Annotated in this window: 14 protein-coding genes and 1 pseudogene; 11 read left to right on the forward strand and 4 right to left on the reverse strand. The window is 44.3% G+C overall.

All coding sequences use genetic code 11. The features are described from left to right. Positions 1–98 precede the first annotated feature (98 nt). The 4 genes from ACLGGO_RS16710 to ACLGGO_RS16725 all read left to right on the forward strand — a co-directional run bounded on the left by ACLGGO_RS16710 (position 99) and on the right by ACLGGO_RS16725 (position 12929). On the forward strand, positions 99–1112 hold the full coding sequence (locus ACLGGO_RS16710) for an SH3 domain-containing protein (protein ID WP_446420144.1): 1014 nt from the start codon (positions 99–101) through the stop codon (positions 1110–1112). Positions 1113–1171: 59 nt separating this feature from the next. After that, positions 1172–2131, forward strand: coding sequence for a type IV pilin-like G/H family protein (locus tag ACLGGO_RS16715; protein ID WP_446420145.1), 960 nt, complete (start codon positions 1172–1174; stop codon positions 2129–2131). Between the two features lie 332 nt (positions 2132–2463). Then, positions 2464–7935, forward strand: a complete 5472-nt coding sequence (locus ACLGGO_RS16720; protein WP_446420146.1) for an AAA family ATPase — start codon at positions 2464–2466, stop codon at positions 7933–7935. A 596-nt stretch (positions 7936–8531) separates the two neighbouring features. Then, complete coding sequence (locus tag ACLGGO_RS16725) at positions 8532–12929, forward strand: response regulator (RefSeq protein WP_446420147.1); 4398 nt, start codon at positions 8532–8534, stop codon at positions 12927–12929. Between the two features lie 149 nt (positions 12930–13078). Here ACLGGO_RS16725 and ACLGGO_RS16730 read toward each other — a convergent pair whose 3' ends face one another. Continuing rightward, positions 13079–13627 carry a Uma2 family endonuclease gene (locus tag ACLGGO_RS16730; protein ID WP_446338436.1) on the reverse strand — a complete coding sequence of 183 codons (549 nt, stop codon included), beginning with the start codon at positions 13625–13627 and terminating at the stop codon, positions 13079–13081. 125 nt (positions 13628–13752) lie between these two features. Here ACLGGO_RS16730 and ACLGGO_RS16735 point away from each other — a divergent pair, with 125 nt between their 5' ends. The 4 genes from ACLGGO_RS16735 to ACLGGO_RS16750 all read left to right on the forward strand — a co-directional run bounded on the left by ACLGGO_RS16735 (position 13753) and on the right by ACLGGO_RS16750 (position 17931). Continuing rightward, complete coding sequence (locus tag ACLGGO_RS16735) at positions 13753–15855, forward strand: ABC transporter ATP-binding protein (protein WP_446420148.1); 2103 nt, start codon at positions 13753–13755, stop codon at positions 15853–15855. Positions 15856–16036: 181 nt separating this feature from the next. Continuing rightward, positions 16037–16246: a hypothetical protein gene (locus tag ACLGGO_RS16740; RefSeq protein WP_446420149.1), complete on the forward strand. Its 210-nt coding sequence runs from the start codon at positions 16037–16039 to the stop codon at positions 16244–16246. Positions 16247–16273: 27 nt separating this feature from the next. Beyond that, the gene (locus tag ACLGGO_RS16745) at positions 16274–17035 is read left to right on the forward strand and encodes a Mut7-C RNAse domain-containing protein (protein ID WP_446420150.1); all 762 of its coding nucleotides are present in this window, start codon (positions 16274–16276) and stop codon (positions 17033–17035) included. Between the two features lie 47 nt (positions 17036–17082). Continuing rightward, positions 17083–17931 carry an Rpn family recombination-promoting nuclease/putative transposase gene (locus ACLGGO_RS16750; protein ID WP_446420151.1) on the forward strand — a complete coding sequence of 283 codons (849 nt, stop codon included), beginning with the start codon at positions 17083–17085 and terminating at the stop codon, positions 17929–17931. Positions 17932–17994: 63 nt separating this feature from the next. Here the strand turns inward: ACLGGO_RS16750 and ACLGGO_RS16755 are convergent, their stop codons facing one another. After that, positions 17995–19227: a damage-control phosphatase ARMT1 family protein gene (locus tag ACLGGO_RS16755; protein ID WP_446420152.1), complete on the reverse strand. Its 1233-nt coding sequence runs from the start codon at positions 19225–19227 to the stop codon at positions 17995–17997. Positions 19228–19324: 97 nt separating this feature from the next. Continuing rightward, positions 19325–20470: an alanine racemase gene (gene alr / locus ACLGGO_RS16760; protein ID WP_446420168.1), complete on the reverse strand. Its 1146-nt coding sequence runs from the start codon at positions 20468–20470 to the stop codon at positions 19325–19327. A 126-nt stretch (positions 20471–20596) separates the two neighbouring features. On the opposite strand from alr, the gene ACLGGO_RS16765 reads away from it, so the two are divergent. The 3 genes and pseudogenes from ACLGGO_RS16765 to ACLGGO_RS16775 all read left to right on the forward strand — a co-directional run bounded on the left by ACLGGO_RS16765 (position 20597) and on the right by ACLGGO_RS16775 (position 22932). Beyond that, complete coding sequence (locus ACLGGO_RS16765; RefSeq protein ID WP_446420153.1) at positions 20597–20884, forward strand: IS607 family transposase; 288 nt, start codon at positions 20597–20599, stop codon at positions 20882–20884. Beyond that, positions 20884–21780 (forward strand): annotated as a pseudogene (locus ACLGGO_RS16770) (IS200/IS605 family accessory protein TnpB-related protein). Before ACLGGO_RS16765 ends, ACLGGO_RS16770 begins: the two are co-directional and overlap by 1 nt. A 189-nt stretch (positions 21781–21969) precedes the next feature. Next, positions 21970–22932, forward strand: a complete 963-nt coding sequence (locus tag ACLGGO_RS16775; RefSeq protein WP_446420169.1) for an o-succinylbenzoate synthase — start codon at positions 21970–21972, stop codon at positions 22930–22932. 126 nt (positions 22933–23058) lie between these two features. On the opposite strand, the gene ACLGGO_RS16780 is transcribed toward ACLGGO_RS16775, so the two are convergent. Next, entirely contained in the window at positions 23059–23283 is a 225-nt protein-coding gene (locus ACLGGO_RS16780) for a DUF167 domain-containing protein (RefSeq protein ID WP_446420154.1), read from the reverse strand. Between the last annotated feature and the right edge of the window lie 106 nt (positions 23284–23389).

A 23389-nucleotide genomic window follows, 5' to 3' on the forward strand; every position in this document is an offset into this window, starting at 1 on the left:
TCCTGTAGCAGGTAAACCGGGAATTGATCAGGGTATTGAGTCAGTCTTGTCTACGGTTAAGGTTCATCGCCGTGATAAACGAACAGTGAGGTGTTCTCATGGAAACACTAGCCTATACCCATTTGTCGATCGCCCAAGCCGATAACATGACGTCCCACTCCCAGTCGAGTGCTGATGGGTTTTTCTGGGAGTCAGAGTTTGATTGGAAACTACCGAATTTAGCCTGGATTCAGGGATTAGCGTTGGCGATCGCACTGTCTTCATTAAGCTTAACCAGTAGCGCTTGGGCGGCTGTGGTTGATACTAATAGTAATCCTCTAAATGTGCGATCGGGTCCCGGTGTAGGGTATCGCGTAGTTAGCACTCTCGCTGATGGAACCACAATTAATCTCAGTGGTCGTAATGCCGATGGCTGGTCTCAACTGAGCAATGGCAACTGGGTCGCCTCTCGCTGGATAACAGGTGAAGGTGGCGGTAGTACTGTTCCATCCTCCGGTGTCTTGCGTCCCGGTAGTACGGGGGGAGCCGTAACTAATCTGCAAAATCGATTGCAAGAGCTTGGGGTCTATAATGGACCCGTCACCGGCTATTATGGTCGCCTCACTGAAACCGCTGTGAGAACGGCTCAGGCGTCCCGGGGATTGACACCGGATGGGATTGCTGGACCGACGACGTTAACCGCCTTATATGGTGAGGATGGGGGAGGTGGGACTCCCGTGACGAATACAGCCGTTGTCAATACCAATAACAGTCCCCTCAATGTGCGATCGGGTCCGGGTTTAGGGTATCGTGTGGTGGGTACGGTAGCCGATAACCGAACGGTTAGCCTCAGTGGTCTTAATGCCGATGGCTGGTCTCAACTGAGCAATGGCAACTGGGTCGCCTCTCGCTGGATAGCAGGTGAAGGTGGCGGTGGAGATCCCGCTACAGATACAGCCATGGTGACGACGAATGGGAGCCCTCTGAATGTGCGATCGGGTCCCGGTTTAGGGTATCGGGTTGTTGATACCGTAGCCGATGGCGTCGCGATCGCCACAACGGGTCAGACTGCGGGTAACTGGATACGGCTTGCTAACGGTGGCTGGGTCTTTTCGGGATGGGTGGCGACATAAGTAGGGGTTTGGTTCCCAAACCCTGTCGTCAAATGGGGGTCATTCGTCATTCGTTTTCTTTGTTAAAATCCAATCAGTTGCTGGGTTGGATTGCCATGCTTAATCCTATTTCTCTATTGCTTGAGTTGTGCCGATCGCGTTTGATATTCGTTCTTTTAGCCTTCCTTGTCGCTAGTGGCGTTCCATCTCAAGCGCAATCTGAACCGGATAATCCATCCCCTGCATCTGAGATGCGATCGCCAACGGATGCTGTTACCCAGCAATTAATTGGCGAATGGCTTGCCACTGATCCGGAATCGGGGGAATCCATCCGGTTAATATTTGCCGCCGATAACCAATTATTTTTTATCTTACCGGCTCAAGATGGGTCGGCTGTGGCAATCGAGGTGGGTTACCAAATTCAGACGGCGACTCAACCGATGCGCCTGGATATGGCACTCACACCCGATGAAATCGCCTTGACCATTTTTGAGTTAACCCCAGAGGGGAAGCTACGTTTAGAATTTAAAGATGTTACGCCGGGACAACCTCGACCCACGGCGTTTAGTGATGCGGCGTTACTCTTGGCAAAGATGTCGGATAATACCACAGTATCCGAAGATATTTCTGTAATTGAGTTGGAAACCACCGCCAACCGATCCAGCCAAGGGATTCCGATGCAGTACATCAGCCTCTTAAATCGCGCTCAGCAAGTGTATTATCTAGAAAATCGTCAATTTGCTAATACCCTTGAACAGCTAGAAATCGCCACAAACCTAGAAACCGCGTTGTATACCTACGAAATTGTACCATCAGGCGATCGCGCTCAGGGTGTAGCGATTACAGCACGTCCCAAAGATGAGGGACTTCCTAGTTATATTGGTGCGGTATTTGTCACCACCGTTAATGGGTTTGAAACGACAGTTTCTGGAATTTGTCAGAGTGAACAACCTGCAACCTCACCGCCGCCAATGCCAATTCCACCTTCAGCCGATTCTACAGAGATTCAATGTCCTGCTGGATCTCGTCTTTTACAGTAAGTAGGGGCTGCTGCAAGGAGTCTGGCGGTGTGGAGAGGCAACACCTCGACTTCGCTCGGTGTGTCATAGGGAATAGGGAATAGGCAATATAATGCGAGCATCTTGCTCGCTACCCATTCCCAATTTAAATGTGTGACAAGCTTATCGCTCACTCCTGCGTGTGATACCAAATCCGGGTTAGCTACCCCTGTTATAAACCAGTCCGCGCAGGCGGACTTTGTTTGTGTAGCAGCGATTTCAATCGCCTCCTCTTGCATGGGGTAATAAAGGCGGATTTAGTATGATAGGCTATCACCTTTAAGCAATCCTCTCAGTGTTTCCCCATCTACCCTATGGTTACCGTTGCTGGCTGTCGGATTCTGGCTCAAATCTATGAAAGTCGTAACTCTCTAGTCTATCGGGGTATCCGAGAATCGGATCAGCAGTCGGTGATCCTCAAAGTTCTCAAACAAGATTATCCTACACCCGCAGAAATTAACCGCTATCAACAAGAGTATCAAATTACGCGCTCTCTCAATTTTGGTGGTGTGGTTCAAGCTTATAGCTTAGAACCCTATCAAACCACCTTGGTGATTATCTTTGAAGATTTTGGTGGTTCCTCGTTAAAATTATTACTCCAGGAACGGGGATTTACGCTCAAAGAATTCTTGAGTATCGCCATTCGCAACGCCGAAAGCTTAGGTAGAATTCATGCTGCCCATATTATTCATAAAGATATCAATCCTGCCAATATTGTTTTCAATCCTGAAACCGGACAACTGAAAATCATTGATTTTGGCATTGCCACGGTTTTATCCCAAGAAAACCCAATTCTGAAAAATCCCTCCGTCTTAGAAGGCACATTAGCCTATATGTCACCGGAACAAACGGGGAGAATGAACCGGGTGCTGGATTATCGGACTGATTTTTATTCGTTAGGAATGACGTTCTATGAATTACTCACCCATCGCCTTCCCTTTGAAACCGATGATCCCCTAGAATTAGTTCATGCTCATCTGGCAAAAGAACCCATTCCGCCTCACCAGATTAATCCAGAGATTTCGCCCGCCCTCTCTGCTATTGTCATGAAATTATTGGCAAAAAATGCTGAAGATCGGTATCAAAGTGCCTGGGGACTGAAATCCGATTTAACGGTTTGCCTGATGCAATTACAGATGAAGGGAACAATCGAACTATTTCCCCTAGGGCGCCAGGATATTTCTGAGCAGTTTCAAATCCCCCAAAAACTGTATGGTCGAGAACGGGAAATTGAAATTCTATTGGACACCTTTATTCGGGTTACTGGACGTAGTTTATTAGAAGACCCAACGCCAAACTCAATAAGGGCGGGTTCTGAAGAAAACTTATCGTCAACGGCGACACAAAATTCCCTAAACCCGCCCCTACAGACTCGAAACTCCCCCAAGGAGATGATGGTTGTATCTGGATATTCCGGTATAGGGAAGTCAGCGCTAGTCCAGGAATTATATAAACCCATTACTCAACGGCGGGGCTATTTTATTCGCGGCAAGTTTGACCAATATCAACGGGATATCCCATACTCAGCCGTGATTCAGGCGTTTCGAGAATTAATCAAACAGTTGTTAACAGAAACTACCCTGCAACTAACCCAGTGGCGCAACCACCTTTTAGCGGCATTGGGGGGGAATGTTCAAATTATTATTGATGTCATTCCTGAAGTTAAACTGATTGTTGGCAAACCTGTTCCAGTTCCCAAGTTACCTCCCACAGAATCACAAAATCGTTTTAAGTTCGTTCTGCACAACTTTATCCAAGTTTTTACCAAACCTGAACATCCATTAGTGATTTTTCTGGATGATTTGCAGTGGGCGGATAGTGCTTCGTTGAAACTGATCGAATCGTTGATGAACTCCTCAGATCAGGGTGAGGCTGAGTTTCATATCGGCGGGATGTTTCTGATTGGTGCTTATCGGGATAATGAAGTGACAGTTTCCCATCCCTTACGATTCACATTCGAGGCAATTCGCGCCAGCGGAACCATTATTCATGAGATGGTTTTAGCGCCCTTGGAATTAATCAGCATTATTCAATTAGTTGCAGAAACGCTCAAATGTTCCCCTGATAATGCCTACCCTTTGGCTGAATTAATCCAGCTTAAAACTGGAGGTAATCCGTTTTTTATTAATGAGTTTATCAAATACTTGTATCAAGAAAAGATGCTCACATTTAATTCTAAACAGGGAGTGTGGGACTGGGATTTAGCCCAGATTCAAGCCCAAAACTTTACCGATAATGTTGTTGCTATTTTGGCAGATAAGATTAAAACATTACCGCCCCAGGTGCAACAGGTTTTACGGTTTGCTGCTTGTTTGGGAAATTCCTTTGAACTGAAACCCTTAGCCCTAGTTTTAGGCGAATCTCTATCCGAAACAGCGGTGCAATTATGGCACGCGATCGTGGAAGGGTTAATTGTTCCTTTGGGGGAAGACTATAAGTTGATCAGTCAAGCGGATATGACTCAAACTTTATTGGGTCAACATCAAAGAATCGCCTTGAATTCCCTCTTCTCTAAAATACACAGAGACATTCAAACCTTAACCATTCAATACCAATTTGTCCACGACCGAATTCAACAAGCTGCTTATTCTCTGATTCCTGAGGAACAATGCCAAGCGGTGCATCGAACTGTCGGTCAATTATTACTGAAAAATACGCCAGCCGACCAGGTATCAGACTCTCTGTTTGATATTGTTAACCATCTGAATATCAGTATTGAGTTAATCGAATCCCCTGAAGAACGGCATGAATTAGCTCAATTGAATCTTTGGGCAGGTCAGAAAGCGAAAGCCGCAACTGCTTATGAACCTGCGAGAAAATACTTAACCATCGGTCGCGAACTGCTGCCGTCAGAGAGTTGGCAGGTGCAGTATGAATTGACCCTCAACTTGTTTCTGGAAACCATCGAAATTGCCTATTTATTGACCGATTTTGAAGCCGCCCAAATTTTAACCGATGATGTGCTAAATCGGGCGCAAACTCTGATGGATAAAGTCAAGGTTTATGAACTGCAAATTTTATTTGATAGTTCTCAAAATAAAATGCTGTCCGCCATCAAAACCGCACAGCAGGTGTTAAACCTATTGGACATCCCGCTAACTGAAACACCTCCAGTTTATCAAAGGGTTGAGGCGTTAGTGGATTTGCCGGAAATGACTGAACCCACTCAATTAGCGGCGTTGCGAATTTTAATGTCTGTGATGGCACCTGCTTATATTGCCAAACCCTCCCTATTACCGTCGCTGATTTTAACCATGGTCAATCTCTGTATTCGCCATGGAAATTCCTCCCTCGCCGCTTACGCCTATAGCGTTTATAGTTTGCTGTTATGTGGTCAACAAGAAACAATTGATCAAGGCTATCGCTTTGGTCAGTTAGCGTTGAAATTATTAGACCGTTTTCCTGCCAAAGACGTACAAGCCAAAGTCTATCAGCAATTTAATGCGTTTGTCCGACCTTGGAAAGAGCCAGCTATAAACACATTAAATCCATTACTCGATACGATACAAACGGCAATTGAAAATGGTGATATTGAATATGCTTGTCACTGTACAGTAAACTACTGTACTTATTCATTTTTCGTCGGACTGCCCTTAACTGAGGTTGAATCCAAACAAGCTCAACATCTGGAACTGAATCGGCAGTTTAAACAAGATTATCAGATTGGGTATATCACAATTTGGCGGAATTTATCTTTATGCTTAATCGAGGCTGACCATTATCCGACATTAGACTGGACGGTTTTTGATCGCCTCCTTCCTGATTTATTAGCAGCAAAAAATCAGATTTCAATTTTGTCTGTTTATTGGGCGAAGTTATTTCTGGCTTACTTATTTGGTGATGAACAAGAAGCGGAAAGGCTGGTTGGGTTGGCTGATGAGTATCAGGGAAGCGTGAATGGCTTATTAAATAGTGTTTTAACCAACTTTTATTCCTCTTTAGTCCTGTTATCTCTGTGCCATTCAGCCAGTCCCCGTAAACGCAAACGCTATCTCAACAAAATAGCCAGACAACAAAAAATAATGCAAACCTGGGCAGACTATGCCCCTTGTAACTTTCAGCATAAATATGACTTAGTGGAGGCGGAACGAGCAGGATTACGGGGCAAAATCCTGCCAGCAATGGAGTATTATGATCGTGCCATTCAAGGTGCTAAAAAACAGGGTTATCTTCAAGAGGAAGCCCTAGCTTATGAACGAGCCAGCAATTTCTATCAACGATTAGGTCGGGAAGAAATTGCCCAAACCTATTTACAAAAAGCTCATTACGTTTATACCCGATGGGGGGCAATGGCGAAAGTTAAACAGTTAGAAGCCACCTATTCCCAATGGCTTTTGACTCGTGTGAATAATAATGAGTCTGGGGGGCTATTACAAAAAAGTTCAACCCTGACCACAACCACCCAAAATGGCAAAAATTCGTCAGAGTATCTTGACTTAAACAGCGTTATGAAAGCGGCGCAAGCGATTTCCGGTGAGATTGTATTGGATAAATTACTGGCGGCGTTGATGAAGATTTTGATTGAAAATGCGGGGGCGCAAAAAGGATTTCTGATTTTAGAGACGAAAGGAAAACTACGAATTGAAGCCGAGGGACAGGTGAATACGCTGACCCAATCCTGTACAGAGTGCAATCAAATTCAGGTCTTTCAATCGACTGACCTAGAAGAGACGCAAGTGGTATCCGTCGCCGTCATTAACTATGTGGCACGAACTCAGGAGATTGTGGTGTTAAATGATGCCCTAAATGAAGGACAATTTAGGCAAGATTCCTATATTCAAACCAATCAGCCGAAGTCAATTCTCTGTGCGCCGTTGATTAATCAAGGAAAATTGAGCGGAATTGTCTATTTAGAAAATAATTTGACGACGGGAGCATTTACAGCTAGCCGATTGGAACTCTTGCGTCTCCTATCCGCGCAAGCGGCTACCTCGATTGAAAATGCCCGTTTCTATAGCAGTTTGGCTGAATTGAATCAGGCGTATGAACGGTTTGTGCCGCGCCAATTTCTCCATTTTTTGAATAAGGACAGTATTGTTGATGTCCAGTTTGGGGATAATGTTCAAAAAGAAATGTCAATTCTGTTTTCTGATATTCGCTCCTTCACAACCCTATCCGAAACGATGACACCGGAGGAGAATTTTAAGTTTATTAATGCCTATTTGTCGCGCATGGAGCCAGCGATTACTGACCATAATGGCTTTATTGATAAATATATCGGGGATGCGATTATGGCACTGTTTAGTGGTCAGGCTGATGATGCAGTTAAGGCGGGAATTGCGATGCTGGATCAACTGAGGATTTATAATCAACATCGACAGAATTCTGGCTATCCTCCTATCCGGATTGGGATTGGGATTAATACGGGAGGGTTAATGCTAGGAACCATTGGTGGAGTCTCCCGCATGGATAGCACTGTGATTAGTGATGCGGTGAATTTAGCCTCTCGCATTGAAGGGTTAACCAAATATTATCAAGTCCCCTTATTAATCTCTCATCATACTTTTTCCCGTTTATCTAATCCGGGGAATTATGCGATTCGTCTGATTGATAAAGTTCAAGTAAAGGGTAAATCGGAATTAGTCACCGTTTATGAAGTGTTTGATGCCGATTTACCTGAGATTAAAGCGGCTAAATTAGCCACGTTACAAACCTTTACTGAAGCTTGGTCATTTTATAACCTGAAGGCGTTTGCTGAGGCGGAAAAACGCTTTGCTGAGGTGCTCCGGGTGAATCCTCAAGATCAAGTGCCCAACATCTATCTCAACCGTTGTCAACAGCAATAATTCGTCATTTGTCAGGGAACAGGGAACAGGGAACAGGGAAAAGGGTAAGGTAGAGTTTTGAGTTAACTCACGACTTCCCCATATTTCTCATCTCCCCCAGCTCACCTTCTCATCGAGTTGATCTGACACTCTACCGTTGGGACATTGCTGCTGTGGCGCGAATTAAAATATTATACGAATGTTGTAATACAAGTCATACGCTAGTATAACATAATGATGGCTTTGAGCGAGAGAGGCTAAAGGACTGAATTCTTCAGTTCTGTCTAGTACCGCTACCTTGAACGTACAGAGGCGATTAGTCTCTGTACAAAAGTCGAAACTGTTTAGCTGTAAAGCTTTCCGGTGAATGGGATAGGTGGGAAACGTTCACGAGGAGGGTCTAGCTAATGCTTTTCAGACTTTTGGCAAAACCATACTAATTTGATAAAAACGTCTTTTTTTGAGTTTTACCCTAAAACTATTCCAATCATTGATCGATTGAATTTATTGGGTGCATCGCTAATTTGGGTTGAACTGAATAAAAAAAAGGATTGAATTCTGCTTTAAAAATGTAGGGTTTATTTCCTTGATTTTAGCGATTTTCAAGCGACTTTCCCATGTCAATGCGATCTCTCAAGCGCCTGATTGCCAATGGTTTAACCAACGTTCCTCTACGAACGGTATTCGTAGTCCCTTTCCTGGTACAAATTTTTGCCCTAGTAGGAGTGGTTGGCTGGTTATCCTCTCGCCACGGACAGCAGGCGGTGAATGATGTAGCGACTCAATTACGAGATGAAATTACGCATCATATTGAGGATAGGTTAGAGACATATTTAGCTATTCCCCATCAGATTAATCAAAGTAATCAGGATGCGATTCGTCTGGGAAGTTTGACGCTAGAAAATTTACAACCGTGGGAACAGCATTTGTGGCGACAAGTGCAACGATTTGATTTTGTGAGTTATATTGGTGTGGCGAATGAACAGCGAGGATTGATTGCGGCTGGACGACGAAATCCCGATCAACTGGTGATTATCCAAGCCAATCCCGCGACAGAGTTTAACTTCTATACTTATAGCACTCACAGCGAAGGCGATCGCAACACCCTTATCGAAACTTCCACCAACTACGACCCCCGCCTGCGACCCTGGTATAAAGCCGCCTTGCAAGCCGGTAAACCCACCTGGAGTGACATTTACCCCATTTTTGGCGAAGGCGATCGCACGTTGCTAATCAGCGCCATTCAACCCGTCTACGATAGCAATCATCAGCAGGTTCAAGGTGTCTTAAACACAACCCTACGTCTTTCCACCATTAGCGATTTCCTACAAACGCTAAAAGTCGGTAAATCGGGACGGCTGTTTATTATTGAACGTTCTGGACTATTAGTCGCTACATCCACCCCAGAACCCCCCTTTCAAAATAACCTTGATCAAATTACTCGGTTAAAAGCAACCCAAAGTCGCGATCCATTAATTCAAGCTACCGCCACCTATTTAACTAAAAAATTTGGCGATTTCGAGGGAATTCAAAAGTCCCAACACCTGGAATTTAAACGTCAGGGACAGCGGCAATTTTTACAGATAATGCCCTTACAAAATAGCTACGGCTTGGACTGGTTAATTGTCGTGGTTGTCCCCGAAGCTGACTTCATGCAGCACATTCATAATAATACGCGATCGACGATTCTGCTCTGTCTCGTCGCCCTAATCATCGCCACGGGAGTCGGTATTTGCACTGCTCAATGGATTATTCACCCCATCCAGCGCTTAAATCAAGCCGCCAACGCCCTTGCTAACGGTGAATGGGAGCAAAAAATTGAGGTTCCTCGGAACACTGAACTGGGCAATCTCAGCGCCGCCTTTAATCAAATGGCTGAACAATTAAAACAATCCTTTGCCACTCTCAAAGACCAGAATCATCAGATGAACATCTTAAATGAAGTATTGGCTAAAAGTGAGAGACAGTTAGCTCAAATTTTAGAAACTATACCCGTTGGTATCGTTGTGGTTGATACTAAGGGCAAATTCTACTATACCAACGATAAAGCGCAAGACTTCATGAACAAAGCGTTCAGCTTAGACGCTTTCACCGATACCTTTTCAAGAATTCATCACTGGTATATTGCCGAGACTGATCAACTTTATCCTACTGAAAACCTACCGATTTTTCGAGCCTTACAGGGAGAACACCACATTGCTCATGATATTGAAATTCACCAAGACGACCGGATTATTCCGATTGAAAGTTGGAGCCAACCCATTGTTGATGAACAGGGTCAAATTCTTTATGCCATTGCCGTTCTCAATGATATTACAGAGCGAAAAAAAGCGGAAGCGGAACAGATGCGTTTTACCCAAGAACTGGAATTCAAAGATCATCAGAATGCCGCTTGGCAGCGCCTAGACAAGCTCAAAGATGAGTTTCTGGCAAATACATCCCACCAACTCCGTACTCCTCTCCAAGGCATTATCGGCATTACTGAATCCCTAATGGATGGTGCTACCGGAAATTTACCCTTACAAACTCGGATTAACTTAGCCACAGTTGTTGCTACTGGGCGGCGCTTATCCAATTTAGTCAATGACATTCTCGATTTTGCCAAACTCAGACACCAAGACATTAAACTTCAGCGACAGCCAGTGGGTGTGCGAGAAATAGCGGAGGTGGTTCTCAGACTCAGTTACCCACTTATTGGTGATAAAGAATTGCAACTGATTAATACCATTTCTCATGATTTACCCATCGCCTATGCGGATGAAAATCGCGTACAGCAGATCTTGCAAAACTTAGTAGAAAATGCGATTAAGTTTACTGATAAAGGAACGGTCAAAATTTCCGCCCAATTCGTGATATTAAGGCAGAAGGTAGAGGGCACAGGCGCAGAGGCGCAGAGGGGCGAGGGGGAGGAGTTAACTCAACACTCACAAAAAAAAATGCTAGCCATTACCGTCGCTGACACAGGGATTGGTATCCCAAAGTCTGAATTAAACAGTATTTTTGAATCCTTTGAACAAGGGGAGGGTTTCCTGGGGCGTCAGTATGGCTGTACAGGGTTAGGATTAGCCCTGACAAAAAAGCTAGTGGAGTTGCATGGGGGAACCATTGAGGTGCAATCAACCTTAGGAGTCGGCTCTCAGTTTACATTTACCTTGCCCATCTTTGAGGGTCAGATTGAACACTTCATGCCAGATACAGGTGAGGCAATGGCGGCAATGCCTCAGACTGCTTTTAGTACCAATTCGTCTAGGATGCCATATCCCAGTGTCGGTAATTCTTGTCCCCTCTTGCTAACATTGGATCAGACTTCCCTAACTATGCACCAACACCAAGATCTCCAGTATGACGAACCCTTGATCAATCCCTTCAAAATCTTAATTGTCGATGATGAACCAGTGCATCGTCAGATATTGGCAAACTATTTATCGTTGGAGAATTATCAACTTACCCAAGCCGCCAATGGTATAGAAGCCTTAGACATGATTAAAAATGGTTTTCAGCCTGACTTGGTTTTACTAGATGCGATGATGCCGCGCATGACTGGGTATGATGTTTGTAAAAAACTGCGTGAATCCTATCCAGCTACTGAACTGCCTGTGTTGATGTTGACGGCGAATGAAAAAGTGAATGACTTAGTGGCAGGATTTAGTGTGGGCGTGAATGATTATTTAACAAAACCAATTGCCAAAAATAAGCTTTTGGTTAGAATTAAAACTCATCTACGCTTATCAACAATTGCTAAAGAAAATGCCAAACTTTACTCAGCCGTGCGTGAAAGTGAGCGGAGATTGACGCAATTTTTAGACGCCGTACCTGTGGGGATTTTTATCCTTGATGCCAAGGGCAAACCCTACTATGCTAATGAAGCGGCTAAGCAGATTTTAGGTCAAGGAATTGTCGAATCTGTCACTATTGAAGAATTAGCCGAGGTTTACCAAGCCTATCGTGCGGGAACGGATCAACTCTACCCCACTCACCAAATGCCCTTAATGCTGGCATTACAGGGTAAACCTGCCACAATTGATGATATGGAAATTCACCGAGGGGATCAGATTATCCCGATTGAGCTTTGGGGAACTCCGATTTATGAGGAACAGGGGGAGGTTGCTTATGCGATTGTCGCCTTTCAAGATATCCGCGATCGCAAAAAAGCGGAAGCGGAACGGGAAGCTTTTACTCGTGAGCTATTTCAACTCAATCAAGCCTACGAACGGTTTGTTCCTGGTCAATTTCTTCAGTTTTTGCAGAAAAAAAGTATTGTGGATGTGCAACTAGGAGATCATGTCCAACGGGAAATGTCTGTTCTTTTTGCCGATATTCGTAACTTTACGGCTCTATCCGAGCAGATGAATCCTCGTGAAAATTTTAATTTTATTAATGCATTCTTGAGTCGCATGGAACCTGCCATTCGGGAAAATAATGGCTTTGTCGATAAATATATTGGCGATGAAATTATGGCACTGTTCAGTGGCAATGCTGATGAAGCACTGCAAGCGGGAATTTCTATGTTTGATCGGTTGGCTTTATATAATCAACATCGGGCTAATTATAACTATGCATCCATTGAGATTGGTATAGGAATTAATACTGGGGAATTGATGCTTGGAACCGTGGGGGGATTTTCCCGTATGGATAGCACGGTGATTAGTGATGCGGTGAATTTAGCAGCTCGCCTGGAAGAATTAACCAAAATCTATCAAGTTCGACTGTTAATCTCGCACCATACGTTCTTGAAGTTGTCGAATTCCGAGGACTATGGGATGCGCCTCATTGATAAGGTGAATGTGAAAGGGAAAGCGAAAAAAGTGACCGTCTATGAAGTCTTTGAGGCTGATCCGCCCCAGATGCGAAGGGCGAAGCGGACGACGAAAACGGTGTTCGAGCAAGGGCTAATGTTATATTATCGCGATCGCCTCTCAGAAGCAGCTCAACAGTTTAGCGAATGTTTGCAGGTTATTCCAGAGGATAAAGTGGCGCAACATTACCTCAAACGCTGTCAGCATCGGATGCGATGATGTTACAGCAGATTTGGTGGTTGATTCGGAATTTAAACCTTACAGTTATCGGTGGGGAGGGCTGGTTTTGTTGTTCATTGATTGGTGACAAGTTGTTTGAGTGGCTAAACCCGCCCCTACATTTATTAATTTTTTCCATCATTAAAATACTAGATATCGGTAAAAAATCGGTTGATTGATACCTCAATTGTGGGAAATGCTAAGGGGAAAATAGTGCCTTGAGTGATCACGAATGTTTCCAAGTATTCCCCTTGCTGAGGCTGTCGAAAGACGTGGACTTGATGAGCTTTGAGATTCACCACCCAGTATTCTGGAATATCTGCCAAGGCATAGGTTTTCCGTTTATCATTGAGATCATAGTCTAACGTAGACTGAGAGATTTCAATCAGCCAAAAAATATCCTGAGGATAGGGATGATGCTGGAGATATCGTTGTCGAGGCGGTTGGACAATGGCGACATCGGGTTGGGGTTCGGAATCAGCCAAAGTAATCGGATGAGCTTCTCGCACCACGGCTAGTCCCTGTAACAGCGAACGTAGATAGTGGACACCCCCTTCGGTTACATAGCTATGGATTGGTCCTTCTGGAGGCATTTCTACCAGTTCTCCTTGCAAAAGTTCGACCCGACGGTTACTGAGAATACCAGTCTCGATCAGGCGATGATAGTCGGCGACTGTCCATTTGACTAAAGTTGTCATGAGTTGTGTCAATTCAGTAACAATAGACCCTTCCGCTTCCATAGTACGATCGCGAATAAATGGAGATGCGGTACGATCTAGCATTTGCTTGTTAAAATTTCTGTTAATTCTCGTTTTAGAGTGTCATGGCTGATACCGTTCTCGACGTTCGCAACCTGCAAGTCAAATTTAAAACCGATGAAAAGGAAGTCCTGGCTGTTGATGGGATTAGTTTTCAAGTGAAACGGGGGCAAACCCTGGGTATTGTCGGCGAGTCGGGTTCGGGGAAGTCAGTCACCTCATTGGCGGTGATGGGGTTAGTGTCAACGCCGGGTAAGATTACTCAGGGGGAGATTTATTTTACAGCCAAAGCCGATGGCGCTCAACCCAAAGACTTGCTGAAGCTGAACGAGGAACAAAAACGCCGGTTTCGGGGTGGTCAAATTTCGATGATCTTTCAGGAACCGATGAGTTCCCTCAACCCCGTCTACACGATTGGGTTTCAGCTTATCGAGGCTATTTTACAGCATCAGAAGATTGACAAACGCAAGATTAACAAACGCGACGCACGGTATCAGGCGATCGCACGGTTGCAAGAAGTCCGTCTGATTCCTCGTGATGAGGAACTTGAGCAGGAGTATAAGCAAGAAAATCCTGATCACGCCGCCGCTACAAATCGAGCGATTAGCCAGTACCTGAATCAGCGTAAACAGGAAATGCTCAAGCGCTATCCTCACGAACTATCGGGGGGTCAATTGCAACGGGTGATGATTGCTATGGCAATTGCCTGTGATCCTGAAATTCTGATTGCGGATGAACCCAGTACCGCCTTAGATGTCACCGTACAGGCGGAAATTCTGGACTTGCTGCGGGAGTTGCGAGATCAGCGAGGAATGTCGATGATTTTTATCACCCACGACTTAGGCGTGATTGCTGAAATTGCTGATAGTGTGGCGGTGATGTATAAGGGAAAAATTGTCGAAAGTGGCGATGTCTGGCAGATTTTTGCTAATCCTAAACATCCTTACACGAAAGGATTATTAGCCTGTCGTCCGACTTTAGAAAAACATCTAAAATACTTACCCACTGTGGCTGACTTCATGGAGGAGGTGACAACAGAGGAGGGGAAGGTAGAAATTCGCGAAAAATATCCGACGATTGATGAAAATGGGGCAAAGGTTCAGCGAGATAATCTCGCCATTGCTGATGCTTCAGCCTCTCCCCTACTTGCGGTTGAAAATCTCCGGGTGGGGTTTCCTGTATCCAACGTATTTGGCAAGACTAAACGCTATATTATGGCGGTCAATGATGTGTCCTTTAAGGTTTACAAAGGAGAAACATTGGGACTGGTGGGGGAATCAGGCTGTGGTAAATCGACCCTTGCTCGGACATTATTGCGTTTAATTGAACCGATGGAGGGTAAGGTTATATTTGACAATAAAGATATCACCCATCTAAAAGGCAAGCGCTTGCGGCAAATGCGGCAAAAAATGCAAATTATTTTCCAAAATCCTTTTAGTTCCCTAGATCCCCGGATGAAGATTGGGGATGCGGTGATGGAACCGTTGGTAATTCATAAATGGGGGGATAACGCCAAAGCACGTCGCGATCGCGCCGCCTATTTGTTTGATCGGGTGGGTTTAAAGCCAGACTGGATGAAGCGCTATCCCCACGAGTTTTCTGGGGGACAACGCCAACGGGTTTGTATCGCCAGGGCGCTAGCACTTGAGCCTAAGTTTATTATCTGCGATGAATCGGTTTCTGCCTTGGATGTGTCGGTACAGGCGCAGGTACTGAATCTGCTGAAGGAGTTACAGAGTGAGTTAAAGGATGAGTTGAATCTGACGTATATCTTTATCTCCCATGACTTGAGCGTGGTCAAATTTATGAGCGATCGGATCATGGTGATGAATAAGGGCAAAATCGAGGAAATTGATGCGGCTCAAAGCATTTACCGGGAACCGAAAACAGAGTACACGCGCCAGCTTATTGCATCTATTCCCACCGGAAGCTTGGATCGGATTCAGCAACAACAAGCAGGGCGAGGATTGATGCCTTGGTCTAATATTAGCGAGTTGTCTGATGGAAACAAACCCTCGGCTAAACTCCAGTATCAGCTTTTTGACATGGTTCAGGGGGATTGGCAAGTGGCTAAGCGATTATTGAATCAGGTGAAAAGCATTAATCCGGGACATTCTGAGGATTGGTATTGGCAAAAAGTCATTGCTGATTTAGAACGCGATCGCTAATAGATTCGGGGTGGGTTTCATACAGCACGATCCGTAGGGGCGGGTTTTACAGATAACTTATAGCAACAAACCGATAACTTAACTAAACCCGCCCGGTTATCAGGGTTTCCCACGGGATCGCGGCGGGTTTATTTACTTATGGGTCAAACCCAAATGATAGTTGTAAACCCCGCCCCTACAGATGGTTAGGGTTCCGGTTATCAGGGTTTGTGACGCGATCGCGGCGGGTTTATTTACTTATGGGTCAAACCCAAGGGATAGTTGTAAAACCCGCCCCTACAGATGGTTAGGGTTCCGGTTATCAGGGTTTCCCACGCGATCGGGGCGGGTTTATTTACTTATGGGTCAAACCAAAAAGATAGTAGTGAAACCCGCCCCTACAGGTGGTTAGGCTTGGTTTTGAATAAAGGTGATTATTATGGCAACTGCTGAATTTAATTTTCTGGCAGAATTGAATTATTTTTTGCCCCCAAACAAACGTCATGTTAGTTTTCCTCATGAGTTTAAAGGGCGAACATCAATTAAGGATATGATTGAATCGTTGGGGGTTCCTCATCCAGAAGTAGATGCGATTGTGGTTAATGGAGAATCCGTTGATTTTTCCTATATTGTCCAAGATCGCGATCGCGTCACGGTTTGTCCGATTTCGGTGTTAGATGAAATCAATCCCAGTATCCGGGTGAGTCCCCCTGAACCCCAGGAGTATCAGTTTGTCCTGGATATTCATTTAGGTAAATTAGCCAATGCGTTGCGGTTGTTAGGGTTTGATACCCTTTATCGCAATGACTACGCTGATCCAGAGTTAGCGAGAGTTTCTGCGGATGAGCAACGGATTCTGTTAACTCGCGATACCCGATTACTGATGCGTTCTCAGGTGAGTTATGGGTATTATGTGCGATCCAAAAACCCAGATGAACAAATTATTGAAGTCTTGCGTCGCTTCAATTTATTTGATGCTATTTTACCCTTTCATCGGTGTATTCGCTGTAATGGGGTATTAGTACCTGTTGAAAAAGACGCGATCGCGGATCAGTTACCGGAACAAACGCGGCAATCTATTGATGAGTTTCATCGCTGTCAAACCTGTCAGCAGATTTATTGGCAAGGGTCACATTTTGAGCGAATGCAACAGTTTATTGAACAGGTTATGGCGGCACAACCTCAACCTGATGATTCCTGACAACAGATGAAACTTAAACTATTATCCCATTATAACCCTTTATTACTATGATTTTTATTAATCCTAAAACTGACTTTGCTTTTAAAAAAATATTTGGCTCTGAGCAAAGCAAAGATATTCTAATCAGTTTTTTAAATGCTCTGCTCTACCAAGGACGAGCCGTTATCCAAGATGTAGAAATTCTCAATCCCTATCTGGCTCCCCAAATTCAGGGGATTAAAGATACATACTTAGATGTGAAGGCTAGGATAACTGGCGATAAAACGGTGATTATTGAAATGCAAGTTTTGAATGTAGAAGGCTTTGAAAAGCGAATTTTATATAACGCGGCGAAAGCCTATTCCATTCAATTACAACCTGGAGAAGATTACACGATACTGAGTCCAGTGATTGCTTTAACTATTACCGACTTTGAAATGTTTGAGCATCTGAATCAGGTCATTTCTAATTTTATTCTTAAAGAAAAGAGACTCTTGACAGATTATCCAATTAATGATTTAGAGTTAGTGTTTGTAGAGTTACCCAAGTTTAGCAAAAGCTTAGAGGAGTTAGAGACATTAACTGAGCAATGGATTTATTTTATCAAAACAGCTAGAACTCTAGAGACTATCCCCGAAAGTATGGCGCAAGTGCCAGAAATTCGCAAAGCCTTTGAAGTGGCGAATCAAGCGAATCTAACTAGGGAAGAATTAGAAGCTTTAGAACAGCGAGAAATGTATATTCATGATCAACGTAATGCGATTCGACGGGCATTGAGACAGGGGAAAGAAGAAACCCGTCGAGAAATTGCCAAGCAACTTCTGGATGTGTTAGATGAGGAAACAATTAGTCGGAAAACGGGGTTAAGTCTGGAAGAAGTGCGACAGTTCAAAATCGATGAATTAAATGATGAATAATAATTGGGTTTGTAGTAAGGGCTTGACGCTGAGATTGTGTTGGGTAAGAAGCATCAACCTAACTTACTGGTGTGGGTTGAAAAATTGAATTACACCCCATTGTCCATTTATTAACCACTGGGGATCATCTTGATTCAATCTCTCAATCTGATCAGGTTGCAATCCGGCGGCGAGTTCAGCTTTGAACGTGCGTAAGGCGGCTAATGGTGCAGGAAAATAGCAAACTATATCCTCCCAAGGCGTGGTATAATCCCATTCGCGATCGCCTAGTAAGCGGCGATAATTGGCATCTCCTTTAATCATCACGAGTTGGGATTGATTCAATTCATCACGCCATCGTTCTGGCATTTCCCAAAAGGCGAGGGGGGCTGTCCAATAGGAATCCTTGCAGCAGATTATGTCCCCGTTGTCAATATAATTTTTGAGACGTTTTCCTAGAGATTGTACCTCTTGATTGCTATGCTGACAGAGAATGTTGATGGTGTGGTGAACATCCTTAATCATGGCATCAGAAACAAATATCGGATGAGGCTTCAGATGTAAGTAAATCGGTTGAGCGATTCCACTGTTTACTAAAAAGTCAGCTAAACACAAATCACAGAACAACTCAAACCCAGCATTATCCACAATTAAATCGAGCCGCACTCCCTTAAAATGAGCAATGTGATCGGCAATTTGGGGTGTATGATCAACTAACAAATTTGCCTGTTCGCGATAGGCTTCAATATTCATCCGCTGACTTTCTCCAGCGTCAGTGGGGAATAGGCTTAAGTCAATGCGATTTCCCCAAAGGGCAAAATAAAATAGGGCGATTAAATCGATGCGCTTCCATTGTCCTTGAGAATCGACAAAAGTGTTAATTTTGCCACTCATTGTCTCAATGGCGGACATTACCTTTGCCAAACTGCTGTGTTTTTGGGGTTCAAAGGGATCGACTCGATGCCATTTTCCCGGTTGAAAGTAGTGGGTGGCTTCTAAGATGCGACGGTAGAGATAGACTTCTGCGGGATACCAGGGGATATCAATCCAACGCTTTCCCTGGTAGGGTGCCATATAGGTATTCCAAGCCTCTAAATCGGGTTGGGTTTCACAGACGAGCGATCGCACGATTCCGTAAGGCAATTCCTGACGTAGATTCTCTAGACTCTGAGTAATCGAGGCGGGATAATTGTTAGATGCGATCGCACGTTCAATAATCGTCACCCAGCGTTGCGTCAATGTCTGGTGAGCAAAGGAACCCTCCTGTGACATCATCAGGGGTGGAGGGATAGGGATACAGGGTTTAGTGGGGGACATAATTGTGCGATCGCTAATTACTGCTCAAAAGTGCTGTAGGGAACGAAGCCGCGAGGCTAACCGGGCTACGTGCGGCTCTATCCTGCGGCTCCCCTCTCTAAATTACAACACGCGGGAGTCGGTGCTTAAAGCCACAAAGGATTTCCCAGGATATTGTATTTAAAGAGATTGCCCAGTCATCCGCAGAAATTTGCTGATCTCCGTCTCGTCCAATTAAAGTAACGATTTCACCAACCTGTAAATCGGGAATATTACTCACATCCAGCATCAGTTGATCCATGGTAATTGCCCCAATTTGTGACACCCGTTCACCCCGAATTAATCCGATCATTTTATTCGAGAGGTTCCGGGGAACACCATCGGCGTAACCGATACCAACTACAGCCAACCGTAGCGGTTTGTGGGCGATAAATTTATATCCATAACTAACCCCTGTTCCTGGAGGTATTGTTTTCACTTGGGTAACCCGGCTTTTGACTTGCATGACGGGTTTGAGGTTGACTTTTGGGTGTAAATGTGGTGCGGGATAGAGTCCATAAATCGCTAATCCGACTCGTACCCAATCGTAATGCAAGGCAGAATCAGTTAACGTGGCGGCGGAGTTAGCTAAGTGTAAACAGGGTGGTACGATATTCGCGGCATGAAGTTCAGCAATAGCCGATTCAAATCGCTGATGCTGTAGTCTCATGACTGTGGAATCTGGACTGTCTGCTGTGGCTAAATGAGAATAAACACTGGCTATTTCTAAATGAGGTAATCGCTGAACTAATCGCACAAACTCTGTCGCTTGTTGCCAAGGCATTCCTAAGCGAGACATCCCTGTATCAACTTTGAGATGAACCGATAAGGGGGTTTGGCTACGACTGAGGGTATCAGAAAAGACCAAAGCCTGTTGGGGTGTACAGATAGTGGGTTGTAAATGCCAATGGGCGATCGCACGCACTTGTTCGGGGGTATTAGTTGCGCCTAAAATCACGATGGGCGCGTCAATTCCCACTTCTCGCAGTTGAATGCCTTCTTCTACTGTAGCGACACATAATCCATAAGCACCTGTGGCGAGTGCGGTTTGGGCAACCATGGTGGCACCATGCCCATAAGCATCCGCTTTCACCACCGCCATGAGTTGGGTTTTAGCAGACAAAAGCTGCTTTAATTGGTTCAGGTTATGGGAAAGTGCCGCGCGATCAATTTCTACCCAGGCGCGTTCGGTTAATCCGCCAGAGACTTGCCAGATGTTGGGCATGAACCCATTACTGGGGATGAGTTCTCGCATTTTCGTCCACTCCTCTCTAAAATGCCACACAGCTTAGTATTGTAAAGTTTCAATAAGAATATAGTCAGATGTAGTCATGTTGGGTAATATATAGACATGAAACTCTCAGACTATGCCAAAAAAGCAGGAATCAGTTATCGAACTGCCTGGAGGTGGTGGAAACAAGGAAACTTGACCGGTCATCAATTGCCGTCTGGTACGATTATCATAACTTCGGAGGCGATTGATGACAACTTGAAACCTGACTTGATAGCTTGTATTTATGCAAGAGTGGACAGCGCCCAAAACAAAGATAATCTAGATCGACAAGCAGAGCGGTTAATAAGAAGGTCGAAACGAAAAACCGAAAAGATTATAGCCGAGTTAAAATCTCACAGACAATAATGCGACTAGCTGAAAGACATATTATTAAAAAAGGGCATCGTTTTTGGAGGGAGATAGATCCCTTGTCTTGGCAGTCTAAAAATCTTTACAACTCAGCCAATTATCTCATCCGTCAAAACTGGATTTATGGTCATGGGTATTTGACTTATAATCAGATGGCTTCTATGATGAAAAACACAGAGCCATACAAAGCCTTACCCGCAAAAGTATCGCAGCAAGTTTTAAGAGGATTAGATCGGAACTGGAAATCATTTTTCGCAGCGAACTCCGAATTTAAAAAGCATCCCGATAAATTTATAGGTAGACCGAAAATCCCTGGCTATAAAGATACCCAAAAAGGGCGAAATATTCTAATTTATACAATTCAAGCGATAAGTAAAGTAGCCAGAGAATTCGTCGTTTAACCCGTTGCCGTAATCAGAAGATAGATAATTATCTTCATCGAGCTAGTCGTTATTTAGTCAATCTCTTAGTTGACCAAGATATCACGACTTTAGTCATTGGGAAAAATGACGGTTGGAAACAAGAAGTGAACTTAGGAAAAGTCAACAATCAAAAATTTGTGACTGTTCCTCATGCTCGATTAATTGACAGGATTATTTACAAATGTCAATTAGCCGGAATATCTGTGATTATTCAAGAAGAATCTTATACCTCAGCTTCTAATTTTTTGAATTTAGATCCTCTCCCCGTTTATGGACAGATGACTGAAAAACCTGTTTTTTCAGGAAAAAGAATTAAACGAGGTTTATATCGTACAAATCAGGGGGTTCTTGTTCAATCTGATGTCATAGGTTCCTACAATATTTTACGAAAAGCATTCCCAAATGCGTTTAACCGCTATGGGATAGAGAGGTGCGTAGTTCACGATTATGAGAATTAATCTCTCAAAGTAAAAGCGAAGGGAATTTCTGCAATGAAATTCAGTCTGTCTATATTTGACTATACTTTTACCAACTATAGGAATCTGTAGCCATCTCAACATTAGTAACCTAGAGTGAATGGTACTGAAATTTTGGCTGGTGGGCAATGCCCACCCTACAGAAAACCTAAAATCGTCTTATGGAGTAGTGAACGGGTTTCCGGTGACGTATTGTTTTGAGTTTCATCCTTACCAGCGCCAATTCCGACATCCCTTAACGACTCATCATGGTGTCTGGAAAGTACGCGAGGGGATTATCCTGCGTCTGATGGATAAAAAGGGGAGAGTGGGTTGGGGCGAAATTGCCCCACTTCCTTGGTTTGGTTCTGAAACCTTAGAACAAGCCTTAACCTTTTGTCAGCAGTTCCCGTCTCAGATTACATCAACGGATATTTTCTCCATCCCGGCTGAACTCCCCGCCTGTCAGTTTGGCTTTGAATCAGCTTGGGAGGTTTTAGTCGCAAGGGATAGAGAAGATAAGGGAGAGAGTCAGATTGAAACTGAAAAAACCAGCCTATCCTTATCCCATACATCGCTGAAATACAGCTATCTTTTGCCCACAGGGGAAGCGGCGTTAACATCTTGGCAGCAAGGTTGGCAACAGGGCGATCGCACGTTTAAATGGAAAATTGGTGTAACGTCCATGGAGTCGGAACTGAGGTGGTTTGACCAATTGGTTCAAGCCTTACCCCAATCAGCTCAATTACGCTTAGATGCTAATGGTGGACTCACACAAAATCAAGCACAACAGTGGTTGCAGATGGCGGATCAGGCGGGAATTGTCGAGTTTCTGGAACAACCCTTGCCGCCAGAGGAGTTTGCCGCAATGAGGGCAATGTACGACCAGTATAGGACAGCGATCGCTCTTGATGAATCTGTCGCTACATTGAACCAACTCAAAACCTGTTATCAGCAGGGATGGCGGGGGATTTTTGTGATTAAAGCTGCGATCGCGGGATCTCCGAAACAACTACGACAATTTTGTCAAACCCACGATATAGACGTGGTTTTCTCCTCCGTCTTTGAAAGTGCGATCGCCAGACAAGCGGTTCTTAACTTAGCCGCAGAATTATCTCATCCCCATCGGGCGGTTGGGTTTGGAGTTAATCACTGGTTTGTGGAATAAGTAGGGGCTGCTGTAGCGAGTCTTGTGGTGCAACCATCTTAGTCACTGCCCATTCCCAATTTAAATGCATAACAGCTTATGAGCTAAAGCGCAACTACAAACTCCATCCTAAATTTTAGAATAATTCTAATCATCAATAATTTCAATTAATTTTGTTTTAGACGTTAATCCTGATTTAATTTGCACTTGAGACTTGGTAACATTGAACTTTTTTGCCAATAGCCCAATTAACTCCTTATTCGCTTTGCCATCCACTGGCGGCGACTTCAGATTCACTTTTAATGTCCCGTCCGCCATTTCTGCTATCGATTGCGTTTTAGCATTGGGTTTAACTTTCACTGATTTTTTCATACGTTAACCTCGACCCACTTGCATTAATAAACAACACCAATCTACTCATTGGAGTTGAAGCGCCCTCTCTCCAATACCTTGATTTTACCCCTCCCTAACCCTCCCC

The sequence above is a fragment of the Coleofasciculus sp. genome, from assembly GCF_046565525.1.
Lineage (GTDB): Bacteria > Cyanobacteriota > Cyanobacteriia > Cyanobacteriales > Coleofasciculaceae > Coleofasciculus.

Excerpts from the sequence above, each read along its gene's own strand:
- ACLGGO_RS16740 (WP_446420149.1), top strand. The coding sequence starts at position 16,037 with ATGGTTAGGGTTCCGGTTATCAGGGTTTGTGACGCGATCGCGGCGGGT.
- ACLGGO_RS16720 (WP_446420146.1), top strand. The coding sequence starts at position 2,464 with ATGGTTACCGTTGCTGGCTGTCGGATTCTGGCTCAAATCTATGAAAGT.
- ACLGGO_RS16735 (WP_446420148.1), top strand. The coding sequence starts at position 13,753 with ATGGCTGATACCGTTCTCGACGTTCGCAACCTGCAAGTCAAATTTAAA.
- ACLGGO_RS16765 (WP_446420153.1), top strand. The coding sequence starts at position 20,597 with ATGAAACTCTCAGACTATGCCAAAAAAGCAGGAATCAGTTATCGAACT.
- ACLGGO_RS16755 (WP_446420152.1), bottom strand. The coding sequence starts at position 19,227 with ATGTCCCCCACTAAACCCTGTATCCCTATCCCTCCACCCCTGATGATG.
- ACLGGO_RS16725 (WP_446420147.1), top strand. The coding sequence starts at position 8,532 with ATGTCAATGCGATCTCTCAAGCGCCTGATTGCCAATGGTTTAACCAAC.
- ACLGGO_RS16745 (WP_446420150.1), top strand. The coding sequence starts at position 16,274 with ATGGCAACTGCTGAATTTAATTTTCTGGCAGAATTGAATTATTTTTTG.
- alr (WP_446420168.1), bottom strand. The coding sequence starts at position 20,470 with ATGCCCAACATCTGGCAAGTCTCTGGCGGATTAACCGAACGCGCCTGG.
- ACLGGO_RS16710 (WP_446420144.1), top strand. The coding sequence starts at position 99 with ATGGAAACACTAGCCTATACCCATTTGTCGATCGCCCAAGCCGATAAC.
- ACLGGO_RS16730 (WP_446338436.1), bottom strand. The coding sequence starts at position 13,627 with ATGACAACTTTAGTCAAATGGACAGTCGCCGACTATCATCGCCTGATC.
- ACLGGO_RS16750 (WP_446420151.1), top strand. The coding sequence starts at position 17,083 with ATGATTTTTATTAATCCTAAAACTGACTTTGCTTTTAAAAAAATATTT.
- ACLGGO_RS16780 (WP_446420154.1), bottom strand. The coding sequence starts at position 23,283 with ATGAAAAAATCAGTGAAAGTTAAACCCAATGCTAAAACGCAATCGATA.